General features: G+C 65.5%; 14 protein-coding genes. 8 read left to right on the top strand and 6 right to left on the bottom strand.

What is annotated here, in order from left to right:
- Positions 1 to 2 precede the first annotated feature (2 nt).
- Entirely contained in the window at positions 3 to 3,437 is a 3,435-nt protein-coding gene (locus tag JKG67_RS02100; RefSeq protein ID WP_203335584.1) for an NACHT domain-containing protein, read from the bottom strand.
- Positions 3,438 to 3,695: 258 nt separating this feature from the next.
- On the opposite strand from JKG67_RS02100, the gene JKG67_RS02095 reads away from it, so the two are divergent.
- The 6 genes from JKG67_RS02095 to JKG67_RS02070 are packed head-to-tail and all read left to right on the top strand — an operon-like array spanning position 3,696 to position 12,915.
- The gene (locus JKG67_RS02095; RefSeq protein WP_203335583.1) at positions 3,696 to 5,273 is read left to right on the top strand and encodes a class I SAM-dependent DNA methyltransferase; all 1,578 of its coding nucleotides are present in this window, start codon (positions 3,696 to 3,698) and stop codon (positions 5,271 to 5,273) included.
- The gene (locus tag JKG67_RS02090; RefSeq protein WP_203335582.1) at positions 5,270 to 6,454 is read left to right on the top strand and encodes a restriction endonuclease subunit S domain-containing protein; all 1,185 of its coding nucleotides are present in this window, start codon (positions 5,270 to 5,272) and stop codon (positions 6,452 to 6,454) included. The genes JKG67_RS02095 and JKG67_RS02090 overlap by 4 nt, the downstream gene beginning before the upstream one ends.
- The gene (locus JKG67_RS02085) at positions 6,451 to 9,561 is read left to right on the top strand and encodes a type I restriction endonuclease subunit R (RefSeq protein WP_203335581.1); all 3,111 of its coding nucleotides are present in this window, start codon (positions 6,451 to 6,453) and stop codon (positions 9,559 to 9,561) included. Before JKG67_RS02090 ends, JKG67_RS02085 begins: the two co-directional genes overlap by 4 nt.
- A 2-nt stretch (positions 9,562 to 9,563) precedes the next feature.
- Positions 9,564 to 10,832, top strand: a complete 1,269-nt coding sequence (locus JKG67_RS02080) for an HsdM family class I SAM-dependent methyltransferase (protein WP_203335580.1) — start codon at positions 9,564 to 9,566, stop codon at positions 10,830 to 10,832.
- Positions 10,829 to 12,001, top strand: coding sequence for a hypothetical protein (locus JKG67_RS02075; RefSeq protein ID WP_203335579.1), 1,173 nt, complete (start codon positions 10,829 to 10,831; stop codon positions 11,999 to 12,001). Before JKG67_RS02080 ends, JKG67_RS02075 begins: the two co-directional genes overlap by 4 nt.
- Entirely contained in the window at positions 11,992 to 12,915 is a 924-nt protein-coding gene (locus JKG67_RS02070; RefSeq protein WP_203335578.1) for a hypothetical protein, read from the top strand. The genes JKG67_RS02075 and JKG67_RS02070 overlap by 10 nt, the downstream gene beginning before the upstream one ends.
- Before the next feature lie 26 nt (positions 12,916 to 12,941).
- On the opposite strand, the gene JKG67_RS02065 is transcribed toward JKG67_RS02070, so the two are convergent.
- Both JKG67_RS02065 and JKG67_RS02060 read right to left on the bottom strand, forming a co-directional pair.
- Positions 12,942 to 13,916, bottom strand: a complete 975-nt coding sequence (locus JKG67_RS02065; protein ID WP_203335577.1) for a serine/threonine protein kinase — start codon at positions 13,914 to 13,916, stop codon at positions 12,942 to 12,944.
- 81 nt (positions 13,917 to 13,997) lie between these two features.
- Positions 13,998 to 16,499: a DEAD/DEAH box helicase gene (locus JKG67_RS02060; protein WP_203335576.1), complete on the bottom strand. Its 2,502-nt coding sequence runs from the start codon at positions 16,497 to 16,499 to the stop codon at positions 13,998 to 14,000.
- A gap of 804 nt (positions 16,500 to 17,303) precedes the next feature.
- On the opposite strand from JKG67_RS02060, the gene JKG67_RS02055 reads away from it, so the two are divergent.
- The gene (locus JKG67_RS02055; RefSeq protein ID WP_203335575.1) at positions 17,304 to 17,651 is read left to right on the top strand and encodes a response regulator transcription factor; all 348 of its coding nucleotides are present in this window, start codon (positions 17,304 to 17,306) and stop codon (positions 17,649 to 17,651) included.
- 23 nt (positions 17,652 to 17,674) lie between these two features.
- Here the strand turns inward: JKG67_RS02055 and JKG67_RS02050 are convergent, their stop codons facing one another.
- From JKG67_RS02050 to JKG67_RS02040, 3 genes are all read right to left on the bottom strand, one after another.
- A complete protein-coding gene (locus tag JKG67_RS02050) occupies positions 17,675 to 17,803 on the bottom strand; it encodes a DUF4192 family protein (protein ID WP_203335574.1) in 129 nt (42 codons plus the stop codon).
- Positions 17,804 to 17,915: 112 nt separating this feature from the next.
- A complete protein-coding gene (locus tag JKG67_RS02045) occupies positions 17,916 to 18,530 on the bottom strand; it encodes a hypothetical protein (RefSeq protein WP_203335573.1) in 615 nt (204 codons plus the stop codon).
- The gene (locus JKG67_RS02040) at positions 18,523 to 18,855 is read right to left on the bottom strand and encodes a helix-turn-helix domain-containing protein (RefSeq protein WP_203335572.1); all 333 of its coding nucleotides are present in this window, start codon (positions 18,853 to 18,855) and stop codon (positions 18,523 to 18,525) included. The genes JKG67_RS02045 and JKG67_RS02040 overlap by 8 nt, the downstream gene beginning before the upstream one ends.
- A 298-nt stretch (positions 18,856 to 19,153) precedes the next feature.
- Here JKG67_RS02040 and acnA point away from each other — a divergent pair, with 298 nt between their 5' ends.
- A complete protein-coding gene (gene acnA / locus JKG67_RS02035) occupies positions 19,154 to 21,829 on the top strand; it encodes an aconitate hydratase AcnA (protein WP_203335571.1) in 2,676 nt (891 codons plus the stop codon).
- Positions 21,830 to 21,881 lie beyond the last annotated feature (52 nt).

Below are 21,881 nucleotides of genomic sequence, written 5' to 3'. Positions count from 1 at the left end.
CGTTACCGGTAACTGGGGATCTGGTCGACTTGGAACCACTTCTCCGAGCGGGCGATCTGCGACAAGGAGGTCGTCCGCTCCTGACTGGCCGACGCGCCGCGACTGGCACGAGCATGCTGGTTCGGCGGGGACGAGGGGTGCTGCTGCCTCGGAACCCGCGCCGCCAGTAGTTGTGCGCCGATTTCCGTCGCTGGAGCGACATCGGTCTCGAAGTTCGAGAGCCGCCCCCAGGCGTTGAGCCGAGCGGCCCGGTCTTGGATTACCTGCTGTCGTGCCACGGGCAGGTTCGCAATGGTCGACTCCCAGTCAGCGAAGAGCGCCGCGATCACGTCGGGAGAGCCCTTCGCCCACAGCGCGAACGTCCACTCGGCCAAGGCCAGCTCGTCGGTGCACATCGAGCGTTGCGCTCGCCACCACCGTTCGTCGTTGAAGTGCTGGCGAATTTGAGCGAGCAGTACGGCGGGGTGGCTCTTCGCCCCAAAGGCCGTCGGCCCACACTTGGTGGTGTGCCCAGACTGATGGCCAGAGGCGGCACCGAGGATTGCGATCTCCGATGCCAGCCAGCACCGGCCCATCGCATCAAAGAGCGCCGTCGCCGTGTTTGACCACGGGAACGTACTGCCCCGCTCGCCCGACTTGAATGTGCGCCTGGCTGCGGCCGAGGCGATGGGAGTGTTGGTTCGTCGCAAGGCTCGAACGGCGTCCTGACGTCGTTGCGTCATGTACGGGCTCTGCCCGTTGAAGCCTGTCTTGGACGTCGTGTGGAACGCGTCCGGCGCGAGGGCGACGGCCACCTGAGCAGGCATCGAGCGAATCGAGTTGACCTCGGGGCACTCGCCGTCGAGGACCCGTTGCAGGAGCAGCTTCTCCAGCGTGCCTCCCGGGGGCGGCACCAGGCCGGTGTTGAGCAGGGCTTCTGCACCGCCGCCATCGAGGTCGACGCCGTCGAGAGGAAGCGTCCGGCCCTCGGCGGCTTCACACTCGGCGGCAACCTCAAGCCACGCGCGCTCGTCACTCTTGCCGACGGCGGCCGTGACTCGCTCCGACCACCACTGCGCGAAGGCCCCCCGCTCCGAGAGGAGCTCGCGCAGAGCTCGTACGCGTTGCCGATTGTTGGGGTCACCAAGGCTCGCGGCGATCGCCGTCGTCAGACGCGTCCAGGTTGGGTTCGTCGAGCGATCCGACGGCAACTCCGGGAGCGGGAGGATCTCCTTCCGGTCGAGTGCGGCGAGCAACATCGGGACGCCTGTATCGCTACAAAGCTCGTCCAGCACCAATGCCGCCTCAGCTGGCCGACTTGCGAACACCCCATCAGTGAGAAGCGTCCAGCTCGCGATGTACGCGTTCCGCGCAGGCTTGGCGGCGAGTAGCTCACGGATAGCGCCGGATAGTTCGAAGACCCCGCTTGGCGGTGCGTTGCCCGCGTAGAAGCGTGCGGTGTTCAACCAGTAGGCGCGCTGGAGGAGCTCTCGGAAGACGGTCGTCCGGTCGAAGTTGCGGTCACCTTCACCCGCGAACTGGTAGAGGAACCGGGCAGCGAAGTACTCCCGGAGCGACACGACCTCGAACTCGTAGATGCCTTGCTCTTTGCTGGTGAGTGCCCAGAGACGGTCGGTGGCTGCCCTGAACAACTCGTCGACGATGAACTCCGGTCGCCGGTAGGTGCGCTGGAACTGGCGCATGGCAGCGCCCAGCTCCTCGGCCTGCATCCGACCGCTGAGGCTGTGCTGCTCGCTCCGCGACTGTAGGTACCAGCCGAGGAACGGAATGATCTCCTCGAGTTCGCTTCGGTACTTGCGCACCGACTCGGGGTACTTGTTCGACTCCCGATCCAACAGGAGTTCCATGTAGCCGTCGTAGAGTTGTGTCCGCTGAGACGGGGTCGCGAGCCGGCGCTTGTTGAGCAACTCGATGAGGATCGTGAGTTGCATCGGGTTGCCCGCCAGCTCCCCGATGTACGGCTCACGCGTCTTCTCATCGAAGGTGTTGCGTAGCAGGCGACCATCCCGACCGTGGATGTCCCGGATGACACACCACTTGCGGAGGTACTCCCGGCGCTGATCCCGGTCAAGCTGGTTGAGGACGAGCACCTCGAAGAGTTCAGCCGAGGGCTCGGGAAGTTCGTCGGCACTTGGCCGAGTGGTGACCACGACTCGTGGCGGCACGGCATAGGCGTTGCCGCGGCCACAGAACGTGTCGATGGCCTTGACGACGCGCTCGCGCTCCTTGGCGCTACCTACCTCGTCGAGGCCGTCCATGACGACGAGCGACGGCACTCGGTCGAAGAGTGCCTGCACTTCGACGGCGGTCACGTTGCCACGCCCGCTTGCGTGGCTCATGAGCTCCGCCAGGAAGCACTCGATCGTGCTCTGCGCCGCCGGACGGGTCTTGCCCCGGGGCTTCTTGTGGCGCTCAGCCGTCGGGTCGAAGACGTCGATGCCCCGAATCCACATCGCGTAGTCACTGAGATCGAAGCGCACGGGAAAGCGGGGCTTGTCGGTCGCAAGAAGCCCGGACGCTTGGGTGGTGCCTGGCATGAAGGCCGCTCGGTGCGCCTGACAGATGAACTGGCTGAGCGTGGACTTCCCCTGGCCGGGTGCGCCCCGTACGAGGGTGAACGGCAGGCCCTCCTTGAGCAGATAAGAGGCCGTGCCTCCGAGTCGTGCTTGACCTTGGACGTCGGGCGCTGGCGCAATCGAAGGCCGAGGCGCAGGGCGAGCCGGCCTGCTGCCACGGGTAATCCGCTCAGCTACGCCTCGTGGCGCACGGAGGCGATCCGCGGTGACATCGACATATAGCTCGGCGACGGGCTCGCGGTCGATGTCGACTTGGCTGAACTTGACCCGCTCATCATCGCCCCACTGCGTCGCGGCTACCTTGCGCACGAGGTCGCGCAGACCTTTGTCGCGCTTGGACTCGTAGTGCTCGTCGATGAGGTAGCGGATGAGATCCCAACCCGCGAGCATGTCGGCATACGCCCACTTCGTTTCGGTCGGAGCAGAGTCGACCATGGCGTCGACGCTCTCCCGCCAGATGCACTGCATCTCGATGCCGTAGTTGGCGCTCAGCGTGGCCAGTTCGTTGTCGAGCTGGTCAAACGCTCCGGAGCCGGTCTTGCCCGTACTCGGCACGTTGGTGACCAGGAAGTACTGCTTCGCCCCCTCTGAAACCAGCCGTCGGATGTTCGCCTCCTCAGCGACTACGGCTGCCTTGAGGGCCTCAACCGGCTTCTTGTCCCGCCCGTTGACGGACCACTTCACCTGGTAGATCAGGAGGTCTTTGCCGGAGCGACGGATGCCGTCGCGGCCACCATCTGCTTGGCGGAGCGGGAGTGGGTAGAAGTCGGTGTAGCGCTCGGTCAGGAGCGCGTTTACGAGGAGCTGGAAATCGTCGTCACCCAAGCGCTCGTACAGGTACTTGAAACGGCTCTCGGGCATCTGGACTCCTTCGGACATCTCCAATCATGTCCGGAGGTACCGACAGTCCTTGCGGGCGACACGCGATCCCCTCGTCGTGGACGCCCGTCGCGCTAGTGGTCAGCCACCTGCATCCCGACGGTTGACGTCTTGATTCGTTGGTCTCGACCAACTTCGTCGGAGGGGATCGCTAGGGTCAGAGTTGCGGCAGATGAAGACCTGTGTCATTCTGCTTGGCTTTTCCCAATCAAGATCGAGCAAGTTCAGGAGGCCACCACTGTGGCACGCCAGGCCAAGAAGGCCCAGCCCAAGTCGCTCGAGCAGCGGCTGTGGGATGCGGCTGACGCCCTCCGCGGCAACCAGGAGCCGTCGGAGTACAAGCACGTCGTGCTCGGCCTGGTCTTCCTCAAGTACATCTCCGACAGGTTCGAGGCACGCCGTCAGGACATCGAGACTGCACTTGCCGATCCGGACTCGCCGGACTACATCCCGAACGAAGCCCGCCGCCAGACCTTCCTCGAGGACCGCGACGAGTACCGCTCCCACAACGTCTTCTGGGTGCCCACCGACGCACGCTGGGCATCGATCCAGGCGAAGGCAAAGCTGCCCGAGATCGGGCAGGTCATCGACACCGCCATGGACCTGATCGAGAAGGAGAACCCCTCGATCAAGGGCGTCCTGCCGCGCAACTACGGACGCGAAGGCCTCGACAAGGGCCGCCTTGGGCAGCTCGTCGACCTCATCGGATCGATCGGGTTCACCGAGTCAGACGACCACGGCTCGGACGACGTCCTCGGGCGCGTCTACGAGTACTTCCTCGGCCAGTTCGCCGGTAAGGAGACCGGGAAGGACGCTGGTGCCTTCTATACGCCGCGGTCGGTCGTCAAGACGCTGGTCGAGATGCTTGAGCCCTTCCACGGTCGTGTCTACGACCCGGCCTGCGGATCGGGCGGCATGTTCGTCCAGTCAGCTGAGTTCGTGAAGGCTCACGGCGGCAAGCGCTCCGACATCTCCGTCTACGGACAGGAGTTCACCGACACCACCTGGAAGCTCGCCAAAATGAACCTCGCCCTCCGGGGCATTGAGGCTGATCTTGGTGACCGGTCTGCCGACTCCTTCACGCAGGACCTTCACCCGGATCTGCGTGCTGACTTCGTCATAGCCAACCCGCCGTTCAACGTCTCTAACTGGTGGGACGCGAAGCTGCAGGACGACGCTCGATGGAAGTACGGGACGCCGCCGGCTGGCAACGCCAACTTCGCGTGGGTCCAGCACTTCGTTCACCACTTGAGCCCGAAGGGGACTGCGGGATTCGTTCTCGCCAACGGGTCGCTCAGCTCGAAGAGTGGCGGTGAGGGAGAGATCCGTCGAAAGCTGGTCGAGAGCGAGCTCGTTGACTGCATCGTCGCAATGCCCGAGAAGCTCTTCTTCAATACTGGGATTCCGGTCAGTCTGTGGTTCCTTTCGAAGGACCGCGCCGGCAACGGCCACCGCAGGCGCGAGGGTGAGGTGCTATTCATCGACGCTCGCCGTCTCGGCCATATGGAGAATCGACGCTTGCGCGTGCTGACGGATGAGGACATCGAGAGGATCGCGGGCACCTACCACTCTTGGAGAAACCGCGATGGTGACTTCGTCGACGTTCCCGGCTTCGCGGCATCGGCGCGTGTCGACGACATCAGGGGCAACGACTTTGTTTTAACCCCTGGTCGCTATGTCGGGGTTGAAGAGGCCGAAGTTGACGCGGAGCCGCTCAACGACAAGATTGAGCGACTCGCCACGGAGCTGTTCGCAGAGTTCGATCGAGGACGCGAGCTTGAGGACGCCATTCGCCGCGGGATTAGTGGTCTCGAATGACGGTACAAACAGAGTGGCCAACTGAGCGGCTTGAGGATCTCCTCCTTTCCAGACGTGACCTGACTTATGGCATCGTCCAGCCAGGCAACGCCACGAACGATGGCGTGCCGATTGTGAGGGTTCGAGACGTCCGCAATGGTGTGGTCAGCACCATCGACCCCCTCCGCGTGGCACCGTCCGTGGAGGCCGCCTACGAGCGGTCGCGGTTAGTCGGTGGTGAACTTCTTGTCACGCTTGTGGGCACCGTTGGGGAGACAGCCGTCGCTGGATCGGAACTCGCGGGTTGGAACGTGGCTCGAGCTGTCGCGGTAGCTCGGGTCCGACCAGACGTTGGTGCACAGTGGGTCGCTTGGGCAATGAAGCTTTCGGCTTCGACGGGCTTGATTGCCGAGCGCGTCAACACGACTGTCCAGACAACCCTGAACCTCGCCGACCTTCGAGACGTTCCTGTCCCTCTCCCGCCGGCCGCACACCGAGCAGGAATTGCGCGAGTGCTCGGTGCGTTGGACGACAAGATTGCGTCCAATGGTCGACTGCTGGAGTTGATACCTGACCTGATCCGAGCCCGAGTGTCTGCCGCCCTCGATGAGGATCGCAGATCCGTCCCCGTCGCCCGGTTGGCGCAGTTCGTGAATGGCGGCGCCTACACCAAGGGGGCAACCGGGTCGGGGCGGATGGTCATCCGCATCGCCGACCTCAACTCAGGTCCCGGAAGCTCAACGGTCTACAACGACATTGAGGTCCCCGACGAGAAGACGGCTCGTGCCGGCGACATCCTCATGTCGTGGTCTGGTTCGCTGGGTGTGTACCGGTGGGTCCTTGACGAGGCGATCATCAACCAGCACATCTTCAAGGTCGTCCCTAAGGGCTTCCCAGCTTGGCTCGTCTTCGACCGACTGGACGCCGTCATCCACATCTTCCAGTCAGTTGCGAAGGACAAGGCGACCACCATGGGACACATCCAGCGTGGCCACCTGGAGACAACCGAGGTAGAGATTCCGAGCGTTGAAGCCGTCGAGCAACTGGACAAGAGCCTTCGTCCCCTGTGGGATCGCCTTCTCGTCGCCGAGCAGGAGACACTCCGACTCACCCGGCTACGCGACACACTCCTGCCCGCTCTTCTGTCCGGCCTCGTTCAAGTCCCGTACGCATCGCAGGCAGCAGAGGAGGCGATCGCATGAATGCCTTCAACGAATCCGTCATCGAAGAAGCGGCTCTGGACTACCTGCGCGTGCTTGGCTATTCGACCGAGTTCGGCCCAAACATCGCCGCGGACGGGGAGCGTCCTGAGCGCGCGTCCTTCCAGCAGGTCTACCTCTACGACCGACTTCGGGAAGCCGTGCAGCGGCTCAACCCGGGGCACCCGGATCTCGTCGATGAGGCGGTCAAGCGGCTGGAGCGCGCTGAGTCGCAGAACGCCGTGGCCGAGAACGCCCGCGTCCACAAGCTCCTTATCCATGGCGTTCCGGTCGAACATCGCGACGCCAGCGGCTCAGTCCGAACTGTGCAGATTCGACTCATCGACTTCGACGACCCGGACAAGAACGACTGGCTGGCAGTCAACCAGTTCACCATCGTCGAGAAGAAGAACCGCCGCCCGGACGTCTTGGTCTTCGTCAACGGCATCCCGCTCAGCCTCCTCGAGCTGAAGAACCCTGCCGCCGAGCACGCCACGCTCAAGAGCGCCTGGAACCAGATCCAGACCTACCGCACCGACATTCCATCGGTCTTCACGCCGAACGCCGTCACCGTCATCTCCGACGGAACCAGCGCGGCCATGAGCTCCTTCTCCGGCGGCTTCGAACACTACGCACCGTGGAAGACCATCGACGGCCGTGAGGTCGTCTCGGGCAAGCCCGCCCTCGAAGTCCTCCTCAAGGGCGTCTTCGACAAGACGCGCTTCCTGGACATCGTTAAGAACTTCATCGTGTTCAGCGAAGAGTCGGTCGGCCTCATCAAGCGGGTAGCCAAGTACCACCAGTACTGGGCCGTCAACGCGGCAGTCGAGTCGACTGTCGAGGCTGCCGGCCCGAACGGCGACCGGCGCGGTGGCGTTGTGTGGCATACCCAAGGCAGTGGCAAGAGCATCGAGATGCTGCTGTACGCCGCCAAGATCATGCGCGACGCCCGGATGAACAACCCGACGCTCGTGTTCCTGACCGACCGAAACGACTTGGACGACCAGCTTTTCGCCGAAGTCTTCGCCCTGGCGCAGATCCTTCCCGAGCGGCCGGTCCAGGCAGACTCCATTGCCGACCTGCGTGTGCTACTCCGCCGAGTCAGTGGCGGCATCATCTTCACGACCTTGCAGAAGTTCCGGCCTGAGGAAGGACTGGACAGCAACCCGGTGCTGACCGATCGCCGCAACGTGGTGGTCGTCGCCGACGAAGCGCATCGCTCGCAGTACGGCTTCGTCGAGTCGCTGGACAAGGAAGGCCGCCTCAAGGCGGGGCTCGCCAAGCACATGCGCGACGCGCTGCCCGGCGCAACCTTCCTCGGCTTCACCGGCACGCCCATCGAGTCCAACGACAAGTCGACCCGCGCCGTGTTCGGCGACTACATCGACGTGTACGACCTGACGCGCGCGGTCGAGGACGGCGCCACCGTCAAGATCTTCTACGAGTCCCGTCTGGTGAAAGTCGGACTGTCGAACGATGACTACGACGCGCTCGACGAGTTGGCCGACGAAATCACCGAGACCGTCGAGCAGGACGAAGGCGAGAAGGCCAAGACTCGTTGGGCCCGCATCGAGGCCATCGTCGGCGCTGAGGAGCGGCTCGACCTTGTCGCGGCCGACATTGTCGAGCACTGGGAAAAGCGCCGCGAGGCAATGCTCGGCAAGGCCATGATCGTCACCATGAGCCGCCGCATCGCGGTCAGGCTCTACGAGAAGATCGTCAAGCTCCGTCCCGACTGGCACAGCGACGATCCGGCGCAGGGCAAGATCAAGGTCGTCATGACCGGCTCGGCCGCGGACCCGCCAGAGTTCCAGCCGCACCTGCACTCCAAGGATGTCCGCAAGGACCTCAAGGCCCGCGCCAAGGATCCCGACGACTCCCTTGAGCTGGTCATCGTTCGAGACATGTGGCTCACCGGCTTCGACGCGCCGTCGATGCACACCATGTACGTCGACAAGACCATGCAGGGCGCGGGACTCATGCAGGCCATCGCCCGGGTTAACCGCACCTTCCGCGACAAGCCCGGTGGCCTCATCGTCGACTACATCGGCGTCTTCTCGAATCTCCAGAAGGCACTGGTCGAGTACTCGCCGAGCGACCGCGACCAGGCTGGCGTGCTGATCGAAGAGATCGTCGCCGCCATGCTCGAGAAGCACGACATCATTCGGGGCCTGCTGCACGGCTGCGAATTCGACTCCAGCCCCGACCTGCCCGCCGGTCAGCGCCTGGCCGAGCACGCCAAGGTGCTCGACTTCGTGATGGCCGACCCGGATCGCACCAAGCGCTTCCTCGACCAGGTGCTCGCGCTCGCCAAGGCTTACGCCCTGGCCGGTTCGCGCGACGAAGCGGCGGCCATCCGCAACGATGCCCGCCTGTTCGCCGATGTACGGGCTGCCATCATCAAGATCCAGAACCCCAACTCGGGCCGCGGCGGCGCTGGGGGAGTGGAGATCGACACCGCCATCGGGCAGTTGGTCAACGAGGCGGTCGCCGCCGACGAGGTTGTCGACATCTACAAGCTGGCCGGCATCGACACCCCGGAGCTGTCGATCCTCAGCGACGAGTTCCTCGATTCGCTGGCTGATCGGGACAAGCCAAACCTGCAGATGGGGCTGCTTCGCCGCCTGCTGGGCGACCAGATCAGGACAGTGCAGCGGACCAACGTCGTGCAGGCACGCAAGTTCTCCGAGCTACTCGAAGAGGCCATCAACCGCTACACGAACCGCAGCCTGACCACGGCTGAGATCATCGCCGAGCTGGTCAAGCTCGCGAAGGAGATGCGCGACCAGGCACAGCGCCACGAGCTACTCGGACTCACCGTAGCTGAGGCGGCTTTCTACGACGCCATCGTCCAGAACGATGCCGCAGTGCTTCAGATGGGCGACGACGTCCTCAAGAAGATGGCTCACGAGCTCGTCGATTCGATTCGAGCCAGCGCCACCATCGATTGGAACCTCAAGGAGTCCGTCAGGGCGACGATGCGAACGCGCGTACGTCGCCTGCTTGCCAAGTACGACTACCCGCCGGACCTGGAAGAGAAGGCGATCGAGCTGGTTCTGGAGCAGGCCGCCGTGTTCGCCACCGGCGTCGCAGACGAGGACGCTAGCTGATCATGAGTGCCCAATCGATCCGCGACACCTTGGTCCGGGCTGGCTATGAGTTCGTTCAGCTCGAGCCACGCATCCCCGACGCCAAGGCAAGCTGGAGCCCCGACGTCGTCGCCTGGGCCGCAGACGCCGGCGGCACGCTTGTGCCCTGGGCCGTCGTCGAGACGAAGAAGCAGTACGCCGCAGTCCAGCCCGAGGCGGGACTTCCGGCGCTCGCACGGGCCCGGGACCTGCTCGGCACCGTGGACCACTACGTCGTCGTCAACGACACGGAGTGGTTCCGAGCCGACCCCGGCATCCAGCGGCTGGAGCGAGTTGATGGCCCCATCCCGCCACCGAACGGCGGCGAGGGCGAGATCACCGACGTGGATCTCGCCAGTTCCTTGATCAGCGAGGATCTGTGGAAGACCGCTTTTCGTGCGCGTGACCGTGGGGCGCCGGTGGTGGACTACGTCTGGGCCGATGCCCAGCTCACTCATGGCGGCCTGCGAACCGCGACCGGCGCCCGCCTTCCGATCACGAACGAAGTGCTCTGGCAGGCAAGCCGGAGATCCATCGTCGACTTCGAACGCCGGAGCAAAGAGGCGGGGATCTACACCAGCCCCAAGGTCGTCGCGCAGGCGGTTGCCCAGCTGGCTGGGCCGCGCCTCACGTGGGACCTACTCGATCCCTTCTGCGGCGCGGGCTCGTTCCTTTGGGAAGCCATCGATTACGCGCAGGAGCATCGCACCGGGCTCAACACCGTTCTCGGGTACGACATCAACGTGCGCACCGCCGAGGTCGCACGCGCCATTGGGAACGCGGCACCCGTGCCGGTCGAGATCGTCGCGGCGGACGCCCTGTCGGCCGATCTTCCGTTGTCCACGTGTGTCGTCTCTGCGCCACCGTTCGGACTGAGGGTTCCGGAGCATCACGAACTCCTCGACGGCTCGAGCACACGCGACGGTGACCTCATCGTGCTGGATCGCATCCTCCGCTTGCTCGGTAGCGGCGGCAGGGCGGTCCTGCACATGCCCGTCGGAGTCACGTTCAGATCCACCGGGGAGCAGTACCGCCGTTTCCTCGCGTCACGGTTCCGGATCGCCGCGATTCTCGGCCTTCCGTCTGGTGCAGTCGCTGGGACAGGCATTCGGTCGGTTCTCATGGTGATCGATGACGCGCCCTCGACGGACACCTTTGTCGCACAACTCGGGGAGGACTGGGAGTCGCAGCTTGCCCCTGGCGGGGCGGCGCTGGAAGCCGCGCTGGCGCACATCGACGGGCCGCGACCGTGATCAGCACGACCGTCGTTTCGCTCAGGGAGCGACCAATCTGGGATCCGGCAGCGCTGACAGCGGAGGCATTGCAGTGGCCGGGACGCCATCGCCACCCGCTGCCGCTACGCGACCTGGCGCGATCCCTCCTCCCCGACGGTTGGGTCGAGCACGACGTCCCCGTGATCACCCCAGCGAGCCTTGATCCCGTTGGCGGCGGTGTTCGCAAGCGCAGCCGCAAGTACCGGGGCGCCGCCTTTCAGGTGGGCAGCCAAGAGCGGAGCCTCCGGGCTGGGGATCTCCTCGTGCCAATGAACCCGGACTTGCCGCTGCTTCTGCTGCGACCGGAACACGTCGGCTCGCTGGTGTCGTCGACGTTCCTTGCGCTGCGGCCCCACGGCGGACTGTCGCTGTGGATCTGGGCAGTACTGACGAGCCGAACGGGGCGACAATTTCGCGCGCACCTCGCGGTCGGATCTGCTGGACGCTCCACCACCAAGGCCGCGTTGCTTGATCTAGAGATCCCCGTACCGCCACTGGCCAAGGCCGGCGTGACCGACGAACGGCTCCTCGCGATCGAGCGCGGCACGCATCGCGAGGAAGAGGAAGCGGGCGGCACGTGGTGGCGGACCGCCGACCTGACGGCCGGCGACTGGTCGATTGCGCTGGCGACTCCCAACCCCGATGTGCTCGACCTAGGCATCCCACTCGGTGACCTCTGCGGCGAGATCACGCGGGGGAGGGCAGTCCCGCGAGAGGACTATCGGGAGGCGCCCGAGCCCGGCCTTCTTGCAGTGACGGACATCGCGGTCCTGGGCGGCAAACCGGTGCGCCGTTGGGTCCCCCTCGAGCCACGGCCTCCCGTCATCGCCTATCCCGGTGACCTGTTCGTTGCTGCCGTGGGGGCCCGGCCCCATGCGGTGGTCGCGACCGGGGAGACAGCGGTCGACCGCAATCTTTTCGTCCTGCGACTGCGCGATCCGGCGCTTGGCCCAGCTGTTGCGCACTACCTCAATGGCCAGACCGGATACGGACTACGGCAGGTACTGCTGACCGGGGACTTCATCCCTGGCATGCGCAAGGACAACCTTGCCCGCCTGCCGGTCCCCGCGGAGGCCTTGGGGTTCACCGGCGGTGCAGAACCGCTCGTGCCTTTGGACATCCAGTTGGAGCACGCGCTGTGGGACTGAGCTGCGAACTATCGCCGCTCGTCTTCGCCGAGCTGTATCGCAAGCTGGCGGGTGACGCCAGCTGCGCCGAAGCGCTCGAAGAGCGCCTGGCTGAAGTCAGCTGGGAACTCTCCTGGCTTGAAGAGGCCGCAGACCGATATGAGGCGACATGGAAGGGCAACCTGAAAGTCGCTGCTGGACCGGACGATCTCGTCGCCGTCGGTGAAGAACACGCAGTACTCGCGAGCTGGGTGCTCGCCGCGCTTCGAGGCAGCAGCTCGAGCTACGACTTCGGCGACGAACTGCGGACATCAGTCACGGCGCGCGCACTTGCAGAGGTCCCGTCAGCTCCGCCCGAGCTGCCGAGCCAATGGAAGCCAGTGGTTGTCGGTTGGACGCTCGGCATGGTCATCGGCGCGGTCGACCAAAACCTGCCTGTCGCGCCAGCCAAGCTGCCAGCCGACGACAACGTGCGCGCCGCGTACGAGGGCTTGGTCGAACACGTCCTGCATCTGAACGAGGTTCCTTCGCCGTGGCCCGAGATGGTCGGCACCTCTACCTTCTGGCGCGGCACCGGTCTCGCTGAAGGAATGCAGCCCGAAGCCGCGAACGGCCAGCAGGCGATCACCCAGTTGGTCATCGAAGTCCGCCGGATCCTGCCCGAGCACATGGGACGCCTGATCGGCCAGCACTTCTCCCAGTTCGCCGAGCGGCGCAACACGCTCTCCCACGTGGCGGACATGCCTGGTCGACCTCGCTTCGTCGACATCAAAGAGCAGGCGCGCGACTGGAGTCAGGTCCGGCTAACGATCATGGGCATCACGCAGTTCCTCTGCGCTCAGGTTGCCCTGGAGCTGACCGAGTCCGCCTCCCGAGTCGTCCGCGAAGGCACGTGGGACGACCTCAAGTGGGAGTTGATCGGGTTCGACGACTGACCAGGTAGGTCGAGTGCGGTGAGCGGCTACCGGTCGGCTTCCGGCCCGTGGAGCTTCCGATGAAGGGCCCTCAGCGGCGGCCGGTCAGATGGGTTGAACGACAAGGCGCTCTCGACCCATTCGCGCTTGCTGCCGAGCTGTCCCGCTGCAGACGGGTCGAGTCGCAGATGCATCAGGTCCGGTCCGACCATTGCATCCCATGGCTCCAGGCCCGTGAACAGGTGAACGGCCACCATCGCCACGGCGTAGACGTCGGCCGCCGTGGTCACGTCGCGCGCGTTACCCCAGAGCTGTTCGGGCGCCGAGTAGCCGGGAGTGCCCATGATGGCGCCGGTCTGCGTCAGCGTGGTGTGGTCCCGACTCTTCGACAAGTCGAAGTCGCATAGGGCGACGCTCTCGACCATGAGGTGACTGGCCTTGACCCGCTCGACGAGAATGTTGTCCGGCTTAAGATCACGGTGGATCACGTCGTGCATGTGAGCAAACTCGACGGCGTCGACGATCTGGGAGAGCAGCCAGGTGCGGACATCGGCGTCCGTGCGTTGATCCCGGTCGCTACGACCGCTGCGATCGCCGACACCGTTGGCGAGCGCTCGGCGAAGGTTCGGACCGCGAAAGTCCTGCGCGACCCATGGCGCCGCAGACTCCAGATCCCACGCGAGTATGTCCGGCACCCACGGGCCAGGGCGGATCTGCTCGTCACGCGGAAATAACGCGGCTGGGTAGTCAGTAGCCTTGTCCAGCAACCGCAGCTGAATGCGGACGCTCCGCCCCGCGCGGTCAAGCGCGTCCTGCTCGGAGTCGGCGAAGGTCTTGATCACGCAGACGCGCGACTGTGCCAGATCGTCGCCGGTGCCCAGGAAGACCGTCCCTTGGCCACCACGGGCGATCACAGCGTGGGAGAAGAACGCCCCGTGCTGGTTCGGCTCGTCGAGCAGGTTGGCGCCGGTCAACTTCAGGGCGCGCTGGAAGCGCCGGCTCCCGAAGTCGTCTGTGATCACGAACCCATGATGTCAGCGGGCGGCGAGGAGTCACGGATGCAACCTGGCGGCGGCGTCTTCAGGAAGCATTCCGGTCGGAGGTCAGGTGTCACGAAGAGCTGGAGCGGTGAATCGGTCGGTGAAGTCGGTGGCGGTGAGCCCGAGTGAGGCGAGCAGCCGCCCGAGGCCCGCCGCGTCTCGGAACGTGTCCGCGTCGGCAAGGGCGGTCGCATAGGCGTGTATTGCGTCGCGGAGCGCCTCCAACTTCTCCTTGGTGACGACGCGACACCCGGTCGGGACAGCGGCCTTCTTGTCGAACATCGCTCGCGCGTGGACCATCACCGGCGTGGCGATGGTCTTGGTGCCGTACGTCTGGCGGAACCAGTCCATCGCGTTGGAGAGTTGCTCGGCGTGCTTCTTGTAGACCGGATGCGAGGCCTTCACCTCGTTCTTGGCTTCGATGACGTGGAAGGAGCCGTTTGTCAAGGCCCACAGGTTGTCCGGCCCGCGCCCGGTGTCGCGCTCGGGCCGCTGGCCGGCGAAGCCAAGATGATCCGCCAGGTCGTGCCACGCCTGCTCGAAGGCCTCCGCGCGCACGCCCCACGACAGGTCGCTCAAGAGTGCGTTGATGCCCAGCAGCAAGTCGTTTCCCGAGGCGTAGAGCCGCTGCAAGCTGGCCGACGCCGCGGCGCCCTGTTCTAAGGTCGGAGCCGACAGCTTCTCGTACTCGACACCATCCATCGGGCGCAGGACGCTGCGGTTCTTGCGGTTGGCCGACTTCTGGGTCTGCTGTGCCCGGGCCGGATTGAGGTGGTGCTCGTAGGCGGCGTACTGCTGCAGCACATAGCCCTTCTCGGCGGGACCGTCGGCGGCGTCGACCGCCTCCTGCATCGCCGCCAAGGCGTCGGTGAAGTCTCCGGCGACCGCATGCTCGAACGCCTCGCGGCTCGCAACGGACAGTTCGCTGACGTTGGCCTGGTCGTAGCGCAGCGGCGCCAGGGTGGCACGGCTGATTGCCAACCAGTCCGGGTCCCGATTGAGGCATTGGAGTGCCGCCGCTTGGAGTGCGTCGAGGCCGGTGCCCTGCAACTGCGCGGCGACCTGCTCGGAAAGCTCGAGCTGGGCACGCGTAGCAGGGGAGAAGCAATCGCGAGCTCCGGTGCCGTGTAGGCGCTCTGCTAACCGGTTGCCGAGCAGGAAGACAACGCAGTGGTCGTCGTTGGAACGCGTCGCGCGGCCCATGCCCTGCTCGAGTCGCTGCACCTGTCGCGCAACCAGCAGCTCGGAGCCAGTCAGTTGTGCTTGGTCGATGCGCTCGGTTCCCGACATCGCTTCGGGCAGCCCGTCGACGACGAGGACGTGGCAGGCGTCGCCCGGAAGATCCACACCGTCGTACCGGTTGAGGAGCACGACCAAACCGAGACGGGGATGCTGTCGCAGCTGATCGATGCCCCAGGTCAGCGTGTCCTTGTCGAGGACAAACTTGGCGTACGGCTGCCAGTAGGCGGCGCGGCGCAGGCTGGGAACGATGACGACGACGTTGCGCGTGGTGGCGAGTCCAACGATCAGGTCCCGAATCTCATCGTCGGCCGCCGTCGGGTGGGTCTGCTGCGGCACCAGGATCAGCCGGTCTCCGATATCGCCGGCGCTCGCGGGTGTGATCGGATCGCTCACCGCCGCGGGCTCGGCGCCTAGGTGACTGACCAAGATCCCGTCGTCGGCGAGCGTTGCCGTCAGGTAGATGCGCCGCTCGGCTTGGCCGAATCCGGTCACGATGTCGGAGGGCAGGCACGGCGCTTCGATCTCCAGCGCGTCGGAAGTGAATACCGCGCGGGAGATGGGCAGGGAGTCAGCGATAAGCGGCCACGAGAACTGGAAGTCGTCCTCAGCTGCCAACGGCTGCAATGCCGTGAGGACGTCGCGCTGCTTGTCGGCCCATGACCAGTAGGGGACCTGTTGGTCACCGCTGCTGGATTTGGCTTCGAGCGCCACGAATCCTGCCGGCGATTGATCCTCCAGTGCGGGCGCGAACAGCGCCAGCAGCTTGTCGTACACGTCGTGGCTGCTCGGGATGGTGAGCCGGAACGCCTGCTCGGCCTTGTTCAAACAGGCGTGAGCGTCATCGATGATCACCGTGTGGGGGCGGCGGGCCGAGGGTGATCGCCCGGCGCTGCCGCCGACGCCGAAGACCGACCTGCCGTTGAAGAGCTTCTGGAATGTGTCGACCAGGATCGCCGACCCTTGGGAGTAGGCGAAGACCTTCGGGTCATTGGCCACCGGGATGCCAAGCCTGCCTGCTTCGGCGATGACCTGGTCCACCAGGTACTTGTCGGGCACGAGATACGCGACCGGTCCCTTGCCCTCGGCCAGGGAGCTCTTGGCGATCAGGAGGCCGACGACGGTCTTGCCGCCGCCAGTGTTTAGCTTGACCACGACGTCCCGCTGGTTTCGACGTGCGAACCACTTCTCCAGAACCTGGTCCTGGGGACCGCGGAGGAAGTTCATGCCGGGCGGCTTGGCCGGAAGCGCGTTGAAGATATCGCGCGGGTCGATGAGTGCATCGGCCGCGCGCGACTGATTCAGCGCTCCGAAGTTGATTGCCATGGTCAGATACCTCCGGCCCCAATGGTCTCAGGAAGCCCGACATCGGCGCAGGGATTTTGGTCGATGCGGCCCTACAGGAAGCGCTGCGATTCAACCTGGCTCGCGGGACGACTAATGGGGCTTACCGAGCCGGTCATGGTCTGGCAGGTTCGGTCCTGGTGGCGGCTGGTGGGTCAGCACTCTCGACGACTGGGACATGCGGATTCCTACGCTCAGATCGTGCGCCCACTGGTCGTGAGGGAACCTGATCGCTGATGGGATGACGTGCCCCGCAGGTCGGTGAGCACTTGACCATTAGTCCGCCGCCGACTGTTCCCTCGACGCTGCCGTCGGTGCCGGTTGAGCGAAGGGAGCAGTTGCGTGTTGTACGTCGACCTCGACGTCCACACACTGGTGTCCGCAGCGCTTGTTCCCGCGACAGTTGGGATCCGGCATTCGTCGTGAATCTTGTGGTCGGTTGTTCCTGTCGGAGCCCGATTGCTCGAGGGCGCGGTTTGGGCGCGCTTTGAGTCGCAGAGGGTCGCAGGGACGGACAGACGTGTCGGGGAGTCATCGGCGACAAGCCCGCAGGTCAGCGGCTAGTTTGCTCTGATGAACGCAGTCGTCGGCAAAGGATCGCGCTCACGCTCAGCCTCGTCGGTGTCTTCCCGATGACGCACCACGTGGAATGCGTCGCGCTGCTGGAGAGAACCGGCTCTGACCTGCGGTGATGCGACTCGGGTCCTCGGGGTCGACAACGGAAAACCGGCCTCAAGGCTCATTTTGGGCTCACTTTGATATCGCGGGCTTGGTCGGCCTGAACCGTTGCGGACCCGGGTCACCGTCTCAGCGGCCGCGCGGCCGCGGACGGGAGCAGTTGCGGACGGACAGACGGCACTGGCGCCCGACCTGATCGACCGGTTGGTGCGCGACTACTCGAAGCGGCGAGCAGCGCCCTCGCCCGTTCTCGGGGACCTCACCGAGCACGAGACTGCGGTACTACGCGAAGTCGCCAGCGGCAGGCCCAACGCCGAGATCGCGGAACGCCTCTACGTCAGCGAAGCCACAGTGAAGACCCACGTAGCGGCGATCCTGCGCAAGGTACAAGCCCGCGACCGCACGCAGGCCGCGGTGGCGGCGTACGAATTGGGTCTCGTCCGGCCGGGCGGGTGAGATGTCTCGCCATGCCCGCAGGCTCAAGCAGATCTGGCGACGGGGAGGTCGGAGCGCATCGGCACGAAGACGATGGACTCTTCGGGCTTGAACCCGAGCATGTGCGGGATGACCGCGACGAGATCGTCGGGGGAGTGGATGGAGAGTGTCATGCACATCAGGTGTGCCACGGCCCGCGCCCCGCGAGGATTGCTCTTGGGGGCCGCGCCTCCGGGTCACGGTCCCCGGTGGCGACCGCACAGCCCGACCCGCAGTCCCTCCTGGTCATCGAGGTGAGAGTCGCAGCGCAGGCAGGCGACGCCTCGTAACAGCACGCTCGGCTGATCGGGGTCTGCCGGGACCGGTGTGGAGTCGTAGAGGTGGGCGAACCGTGCCGTCAGGGGGGGGGTGCCGGCGGCCCAGCATGCGGTGCACGTCCGCCGAGGTGCGCGGCGGGTTCTTGGCAACTTCGGCAAGCACGCCCACGCCCTCCCGGTACGCGAACTCGCTGAACCGCAGCGCCATGAAGCAGTCCGGGTTGACGGCGCTCATCGCTGGCCCGGCCAGGTCCTCGAACGCGAAGTCGTCCACATCGGTGGTGATGAGATACCGCGCACCGGCACGGATGGCATCGGCCACGACCTGGCGGTCCTCCGCCGAGACCGTCGCCAAGCCTTTGGTACTGCGGGCTGACGGCGACAGTTCCATGCCCAAGATATCGGTGCGCACTGTAGAGACCCGCGAGGCCGAGCCGCGGGCATGCCGGTCGGCCTCGGCTTCGACATGGGCCGACCAGATGACACGCAGCCCGTCGGCGCGAGCGCCGGCGATCACCAGGGTCCGGGTGGCCGGTGAGGTGAGCGTGTTCGCGTCCAGAATCAGGACCGCGGACTCACTCACCGAACAACTCGTCCTCGATGTCCGCCGTGCTGGCCTCGGCCATCCGCCGCATCAACTCGTGGCTGTACCGCTCGAACTCGGCCAAGGGGATCCGGTGATGCGTGCCAACCTTCGTCGCCTTCAGGTCCCCGTCTGCGATCCGCCGAAGCACGGTCGTTCGCGACATCCCCAGCCGCTTGGCGACTTCGGCAGGGGACAAAAGTTCCATCCGTGCAGAGACATCGACGACCTCGCCGCGCGCCTTGGCCGACTCCAGGAACGCGCGTAGTGTCGCCCAGTCCTCGTCCGACAGGTGCGCCGGGTTGATCGTCATCGACTCGCTCATGGAACCATCGTAGCCCATGCCTGGTCACTTGGGATGCTCTAAGTGACCAGTTCGTGAGCGGAGTCGGGCTGAGGCGAGACGTGAGATTGCTGCCGTTTGCTGCCCACCTGCGATCGGGGCTGGCGCCGAGTCTTGACATCAGGTATCTTGACATCAAGAGATAGTCGCTCACCGGCCGACCGTTGTCAGTAAGGGTCGCCTTACTACCGGTGGGGGTGTGAGCGGCGGCAAGATGGGCACCCGGAGCGGACGTGGAGTCTGCCCCGACCCCGGACCAACACCTGAGGAGATGCGGCGGATGGCCAGTCAGGACAGTTTCGGTGCCAAGGGCACCCTCGACGTCAACGGGAAGTCGTACGAGATCTATCGGCTCTCGGCGGTGGCCGACGGTGACGTCGACAGCCTGCCCTTCTCCCTCAAGGTGCTGCTGGAGAACCTGCTCCGCACCGAGGACGGCGCCGACATCACCGCCGACGACGTCCGCGCCCTGGCGGCCTGGGACGAGTCGGCCCAGCCGGACAAGGAGATCCAGTTCACCCCCGCCCGGGTGATCATGCAGGACTTCACCGGCGTGCCCTGCGTGGTCGATCTGGCCACCATGCGTGAGGCGATGGCCCAGCTCGGCGGCGACCCGTCGAAGATCAACCCGTTGGCCCCGGCCGAGATGGTCATCGACCACTCCGTGATCGCCGACGTCTTCGGCACCGCCAACGCGTTCGAGCGCAATGTCGAGATCGAGTACGGCCGCAACCGGGAGCGCTACCAGTTCCTGCGCTGGGGTCAGGGCGCCTTCGACGACTTCAAGGTGGTGCCCCCGGGCACCGGCATCGTGCACCAGGTCAACATCGAGCACCTGGCGCGCACCGTGTTCACCCGGGAGAGCGCCGACGGCACCGTGGTGGCCTACCCGGACACCTGCGTGGGCACCGACTCACACACCACGATGGTCAACGGCATCGGCGTCGTCGGCTGGGGTGTGGGTGGCATCGAGGCCGAGGCGGCGATGCTCGGTCAGCCGGTCTCCATGCTGATCCCGCGGGTGGTGGGCTTCAAGCTCAACGGTGACCTGCCCGAGGGCTCCACGGCCACCGACCTGGTGCTCACCATCACCGAGATGCTCCGCAAGCACGGTGTGGTCGGCAAGTTCGTCGAGTTCTACGGTCCCGGTGTCTCTGTGCTGCCGCTGGCCAACCGGGCCACGATCGGCAACATGAGCCCCGAGTTCGGCTCCACGATCGCGGTCTTCCCGATCGACGAGGAGACGCTCACCTACCTGCGCCTCACCGGTCGGTCCGAGGAGCAGCTGGCGCTGGTGGAGGCCTACGCCAAGGAGCAGGGTCTCTGGCACGACCCGGCCGCCGAGCCCCGGTACTCGGAGCGGCTGGAACTGGACCTGAGCACCGTGGTGCCGTCCATCGCCGGCCCCAAGCGCCCCCAGGACCGGGTCGAGGTGACGAACGCCGCGGCCGCATTCGCCGGCGAGCTGCCGTCGTACACGTCCAACCCGTCCGCGAAGGTGCCGGTCACCCTGGCTGACGGCAGCAGCTTCGACCTGGAGAACGGGGCGGTGACCATCGCTGCGATCACCTCCTGCACCAACACCTCGAACCCGAGCGTGATGATCGGCGCCGCGCTGCTGGCCAAGAAGGCGGTCGAGAAGGGTCTGACTCGCAAGCCGTGGGTGAAGACCACGCTGGCACCGGGCTCGAAGGTGGTCTCGGACTACTACGACCGTGCCGGCCTGACGCCGTACCTGGACAAGCTGGGCTTCAACCTGGTCGGCTACGGCTGCACCACCTGCATCGGCAACTCCGGCCCGCTGATCCCCGAGGTCTCCGCGGCGATCCAGGAGCACGATCTGGCGGTCACCTCGGTGCTGTCGGGCAACCGGAACTTCGAGGGCCGGATCAACCCGGACGTGAAGATGAACTACCTGGCCTCGCCGCCGCTGGTGGTCGCCTACGCGCTGGCCGGGTCGATGACCGTGGACCTGTTCAAGGACCCGCTGGGCACCGACACCGAGGGCAACCCGGTCTACCTCAAGGACCTGTGGCCGTCGCTGGCCGAGATCGAAGGGGTGATCGCCGAGGCGATCTCCTCGGAGATGTTCGGTGACGGCTACTCCGATGTGTTCGCCGGGGACGAGCTGTGGCAGTCACTGCCGACCCCCGAGGGTGACACCTTCGCCTGGGACGAGCAGTCCACCTACGTCCGTCGTGCCCCGTACTTCGACGGCATGCCGCAGGAGCCCGAGCCGGTCACCGACATCGCCGGTGCGCGGGTGCTGCTCAAGCTGGGTGACTCGGTGACCACCGACCACATCAGCCCTGCGGGTGCCATCAAGAGGGACTCGCCCGCCGGCAAGTACCTCACCGAGCACGGGGTCGAGCCGCGGGACTTCAACTCCTACGGCTCACGTCGCGGCAACCACGAGGTGATGATCCGCGGCACCTTCGCGAACATCCGGCTGCGCAACCAGATCGCGCCCGGCACCGAGGGCGGGTTCACCCGCGACTTCACCCAGCCTGACGGCCCGGTGACCACCGTGTACGACGCCTCGGTGAACTACCAGGCCGCCGGAATCCCGCTGGTCGTGCTGGCGGGCAAGGAGTACGGCTCGGGCTCGTCGCGTGACTGGGCAGCCAAGGGCACCTCACTGCTGGGGGCCAAGGCGGTCATCGCGGAGTCGTATGAGCGGATCCACCGCTCCAACCTGATCGGCATGGGTGTGATCCCGCTGCAGTACCCCGACGGGGAGTCCGCAGAGACCCTGGGACTGACCGGCGAGGAGACGTTCGCGATCTCCGGGATCACCGCCCTGAACGAGGGCACCACGCCCCGGACCGTCAAGGTCAGCACCGACACCGGTGTGGAGTTCGACGCGATCGTCCGGATCGACACCCCCGGCGAGGCGAACTACTACCGCAACGGCGGCATCATGCAGTACGTGCTGCGGAACCTGATCGACGCCTGATCGGCCCCAGGTGTGGCCCCCTCCGGATCCGTTCGGAGGGGGCCGTGCCCAT

Source organism: Nocardioides limicola (genome assembly GCF_016827675.1).
In the GTDB taxonomy this organism is placed as follows: domain Bacteria; phylum Actinomycetota; class Actinomycetes; order Propionibacteriales; family Nocardioidaceae; genus Nocardioides; species Nocardioides limicola.
Note: the sequence above shows the minus strand (reverse complement) of the source record. Positions and strands in the feature narration are given on the sequence as shown.

Excerpts from the sequence above, each read along its gene's own strand:
- JKG67_RS02060 (WP_203335576.1), bottom strand. The coding sequence starts at position 16,499 with ATGGCAATCAACTTCGGAGCGCTGAATCAGTCGCGCGCGGCCGATGCA.
- JKG67_RS02040 (WP_203335572.1), bottom strand. The coding sequence starts at position 18,855 with ATGAGCGAGTCGATGACGATCAACCCGGCGCACCTGTCGGACGAGGAC.
- acnA (WP_203335571.1), top strand. The coding sequence starts at position 19,154 with ATGGCCAGTCAGGACAGTTTCGGTGCCAAGGGCACCCTCGACGTCAAC.
- JKG67_RS02085 (WP_203335581.1), top strand. The coding sequence starts at position 6,451 with ATGAATGCCTTCAACGAATCCGTCATCGAAGAAGCGGCTCTGGACTAC.
- JKG67_RS02050 (WP_203335574.1), bottom strand. The coding sequence starts at position 17,803 with ATGACACTCTCCATCCACTCCCCCGACGATCTCGTCGCGGTCATCCCG.
- JKG67_RS02080 (WP_203335580.1), top strand. The coding sequence starts at position 9,564 with ATGAGTGCCCAATCGATCCGCGACACCTTGGTCCGGGCTGGCTATGAG.
- JKG67_RS02100 (WP_203335584.1), bottom strand. The coding sequence starts at position 3,437 with ATGCCCGAGAGCCGTTTCAAGTACCTGTACGAGCGCTTGGGTGACGAC.
- JKG67_RS02090 (WP_203335582.1), top strand. The coding sequence starts at position 5,270 with ATGACGGTACAAACAGAGTGGCCAACTGAGCGGCTTGAGGATCTCCTC.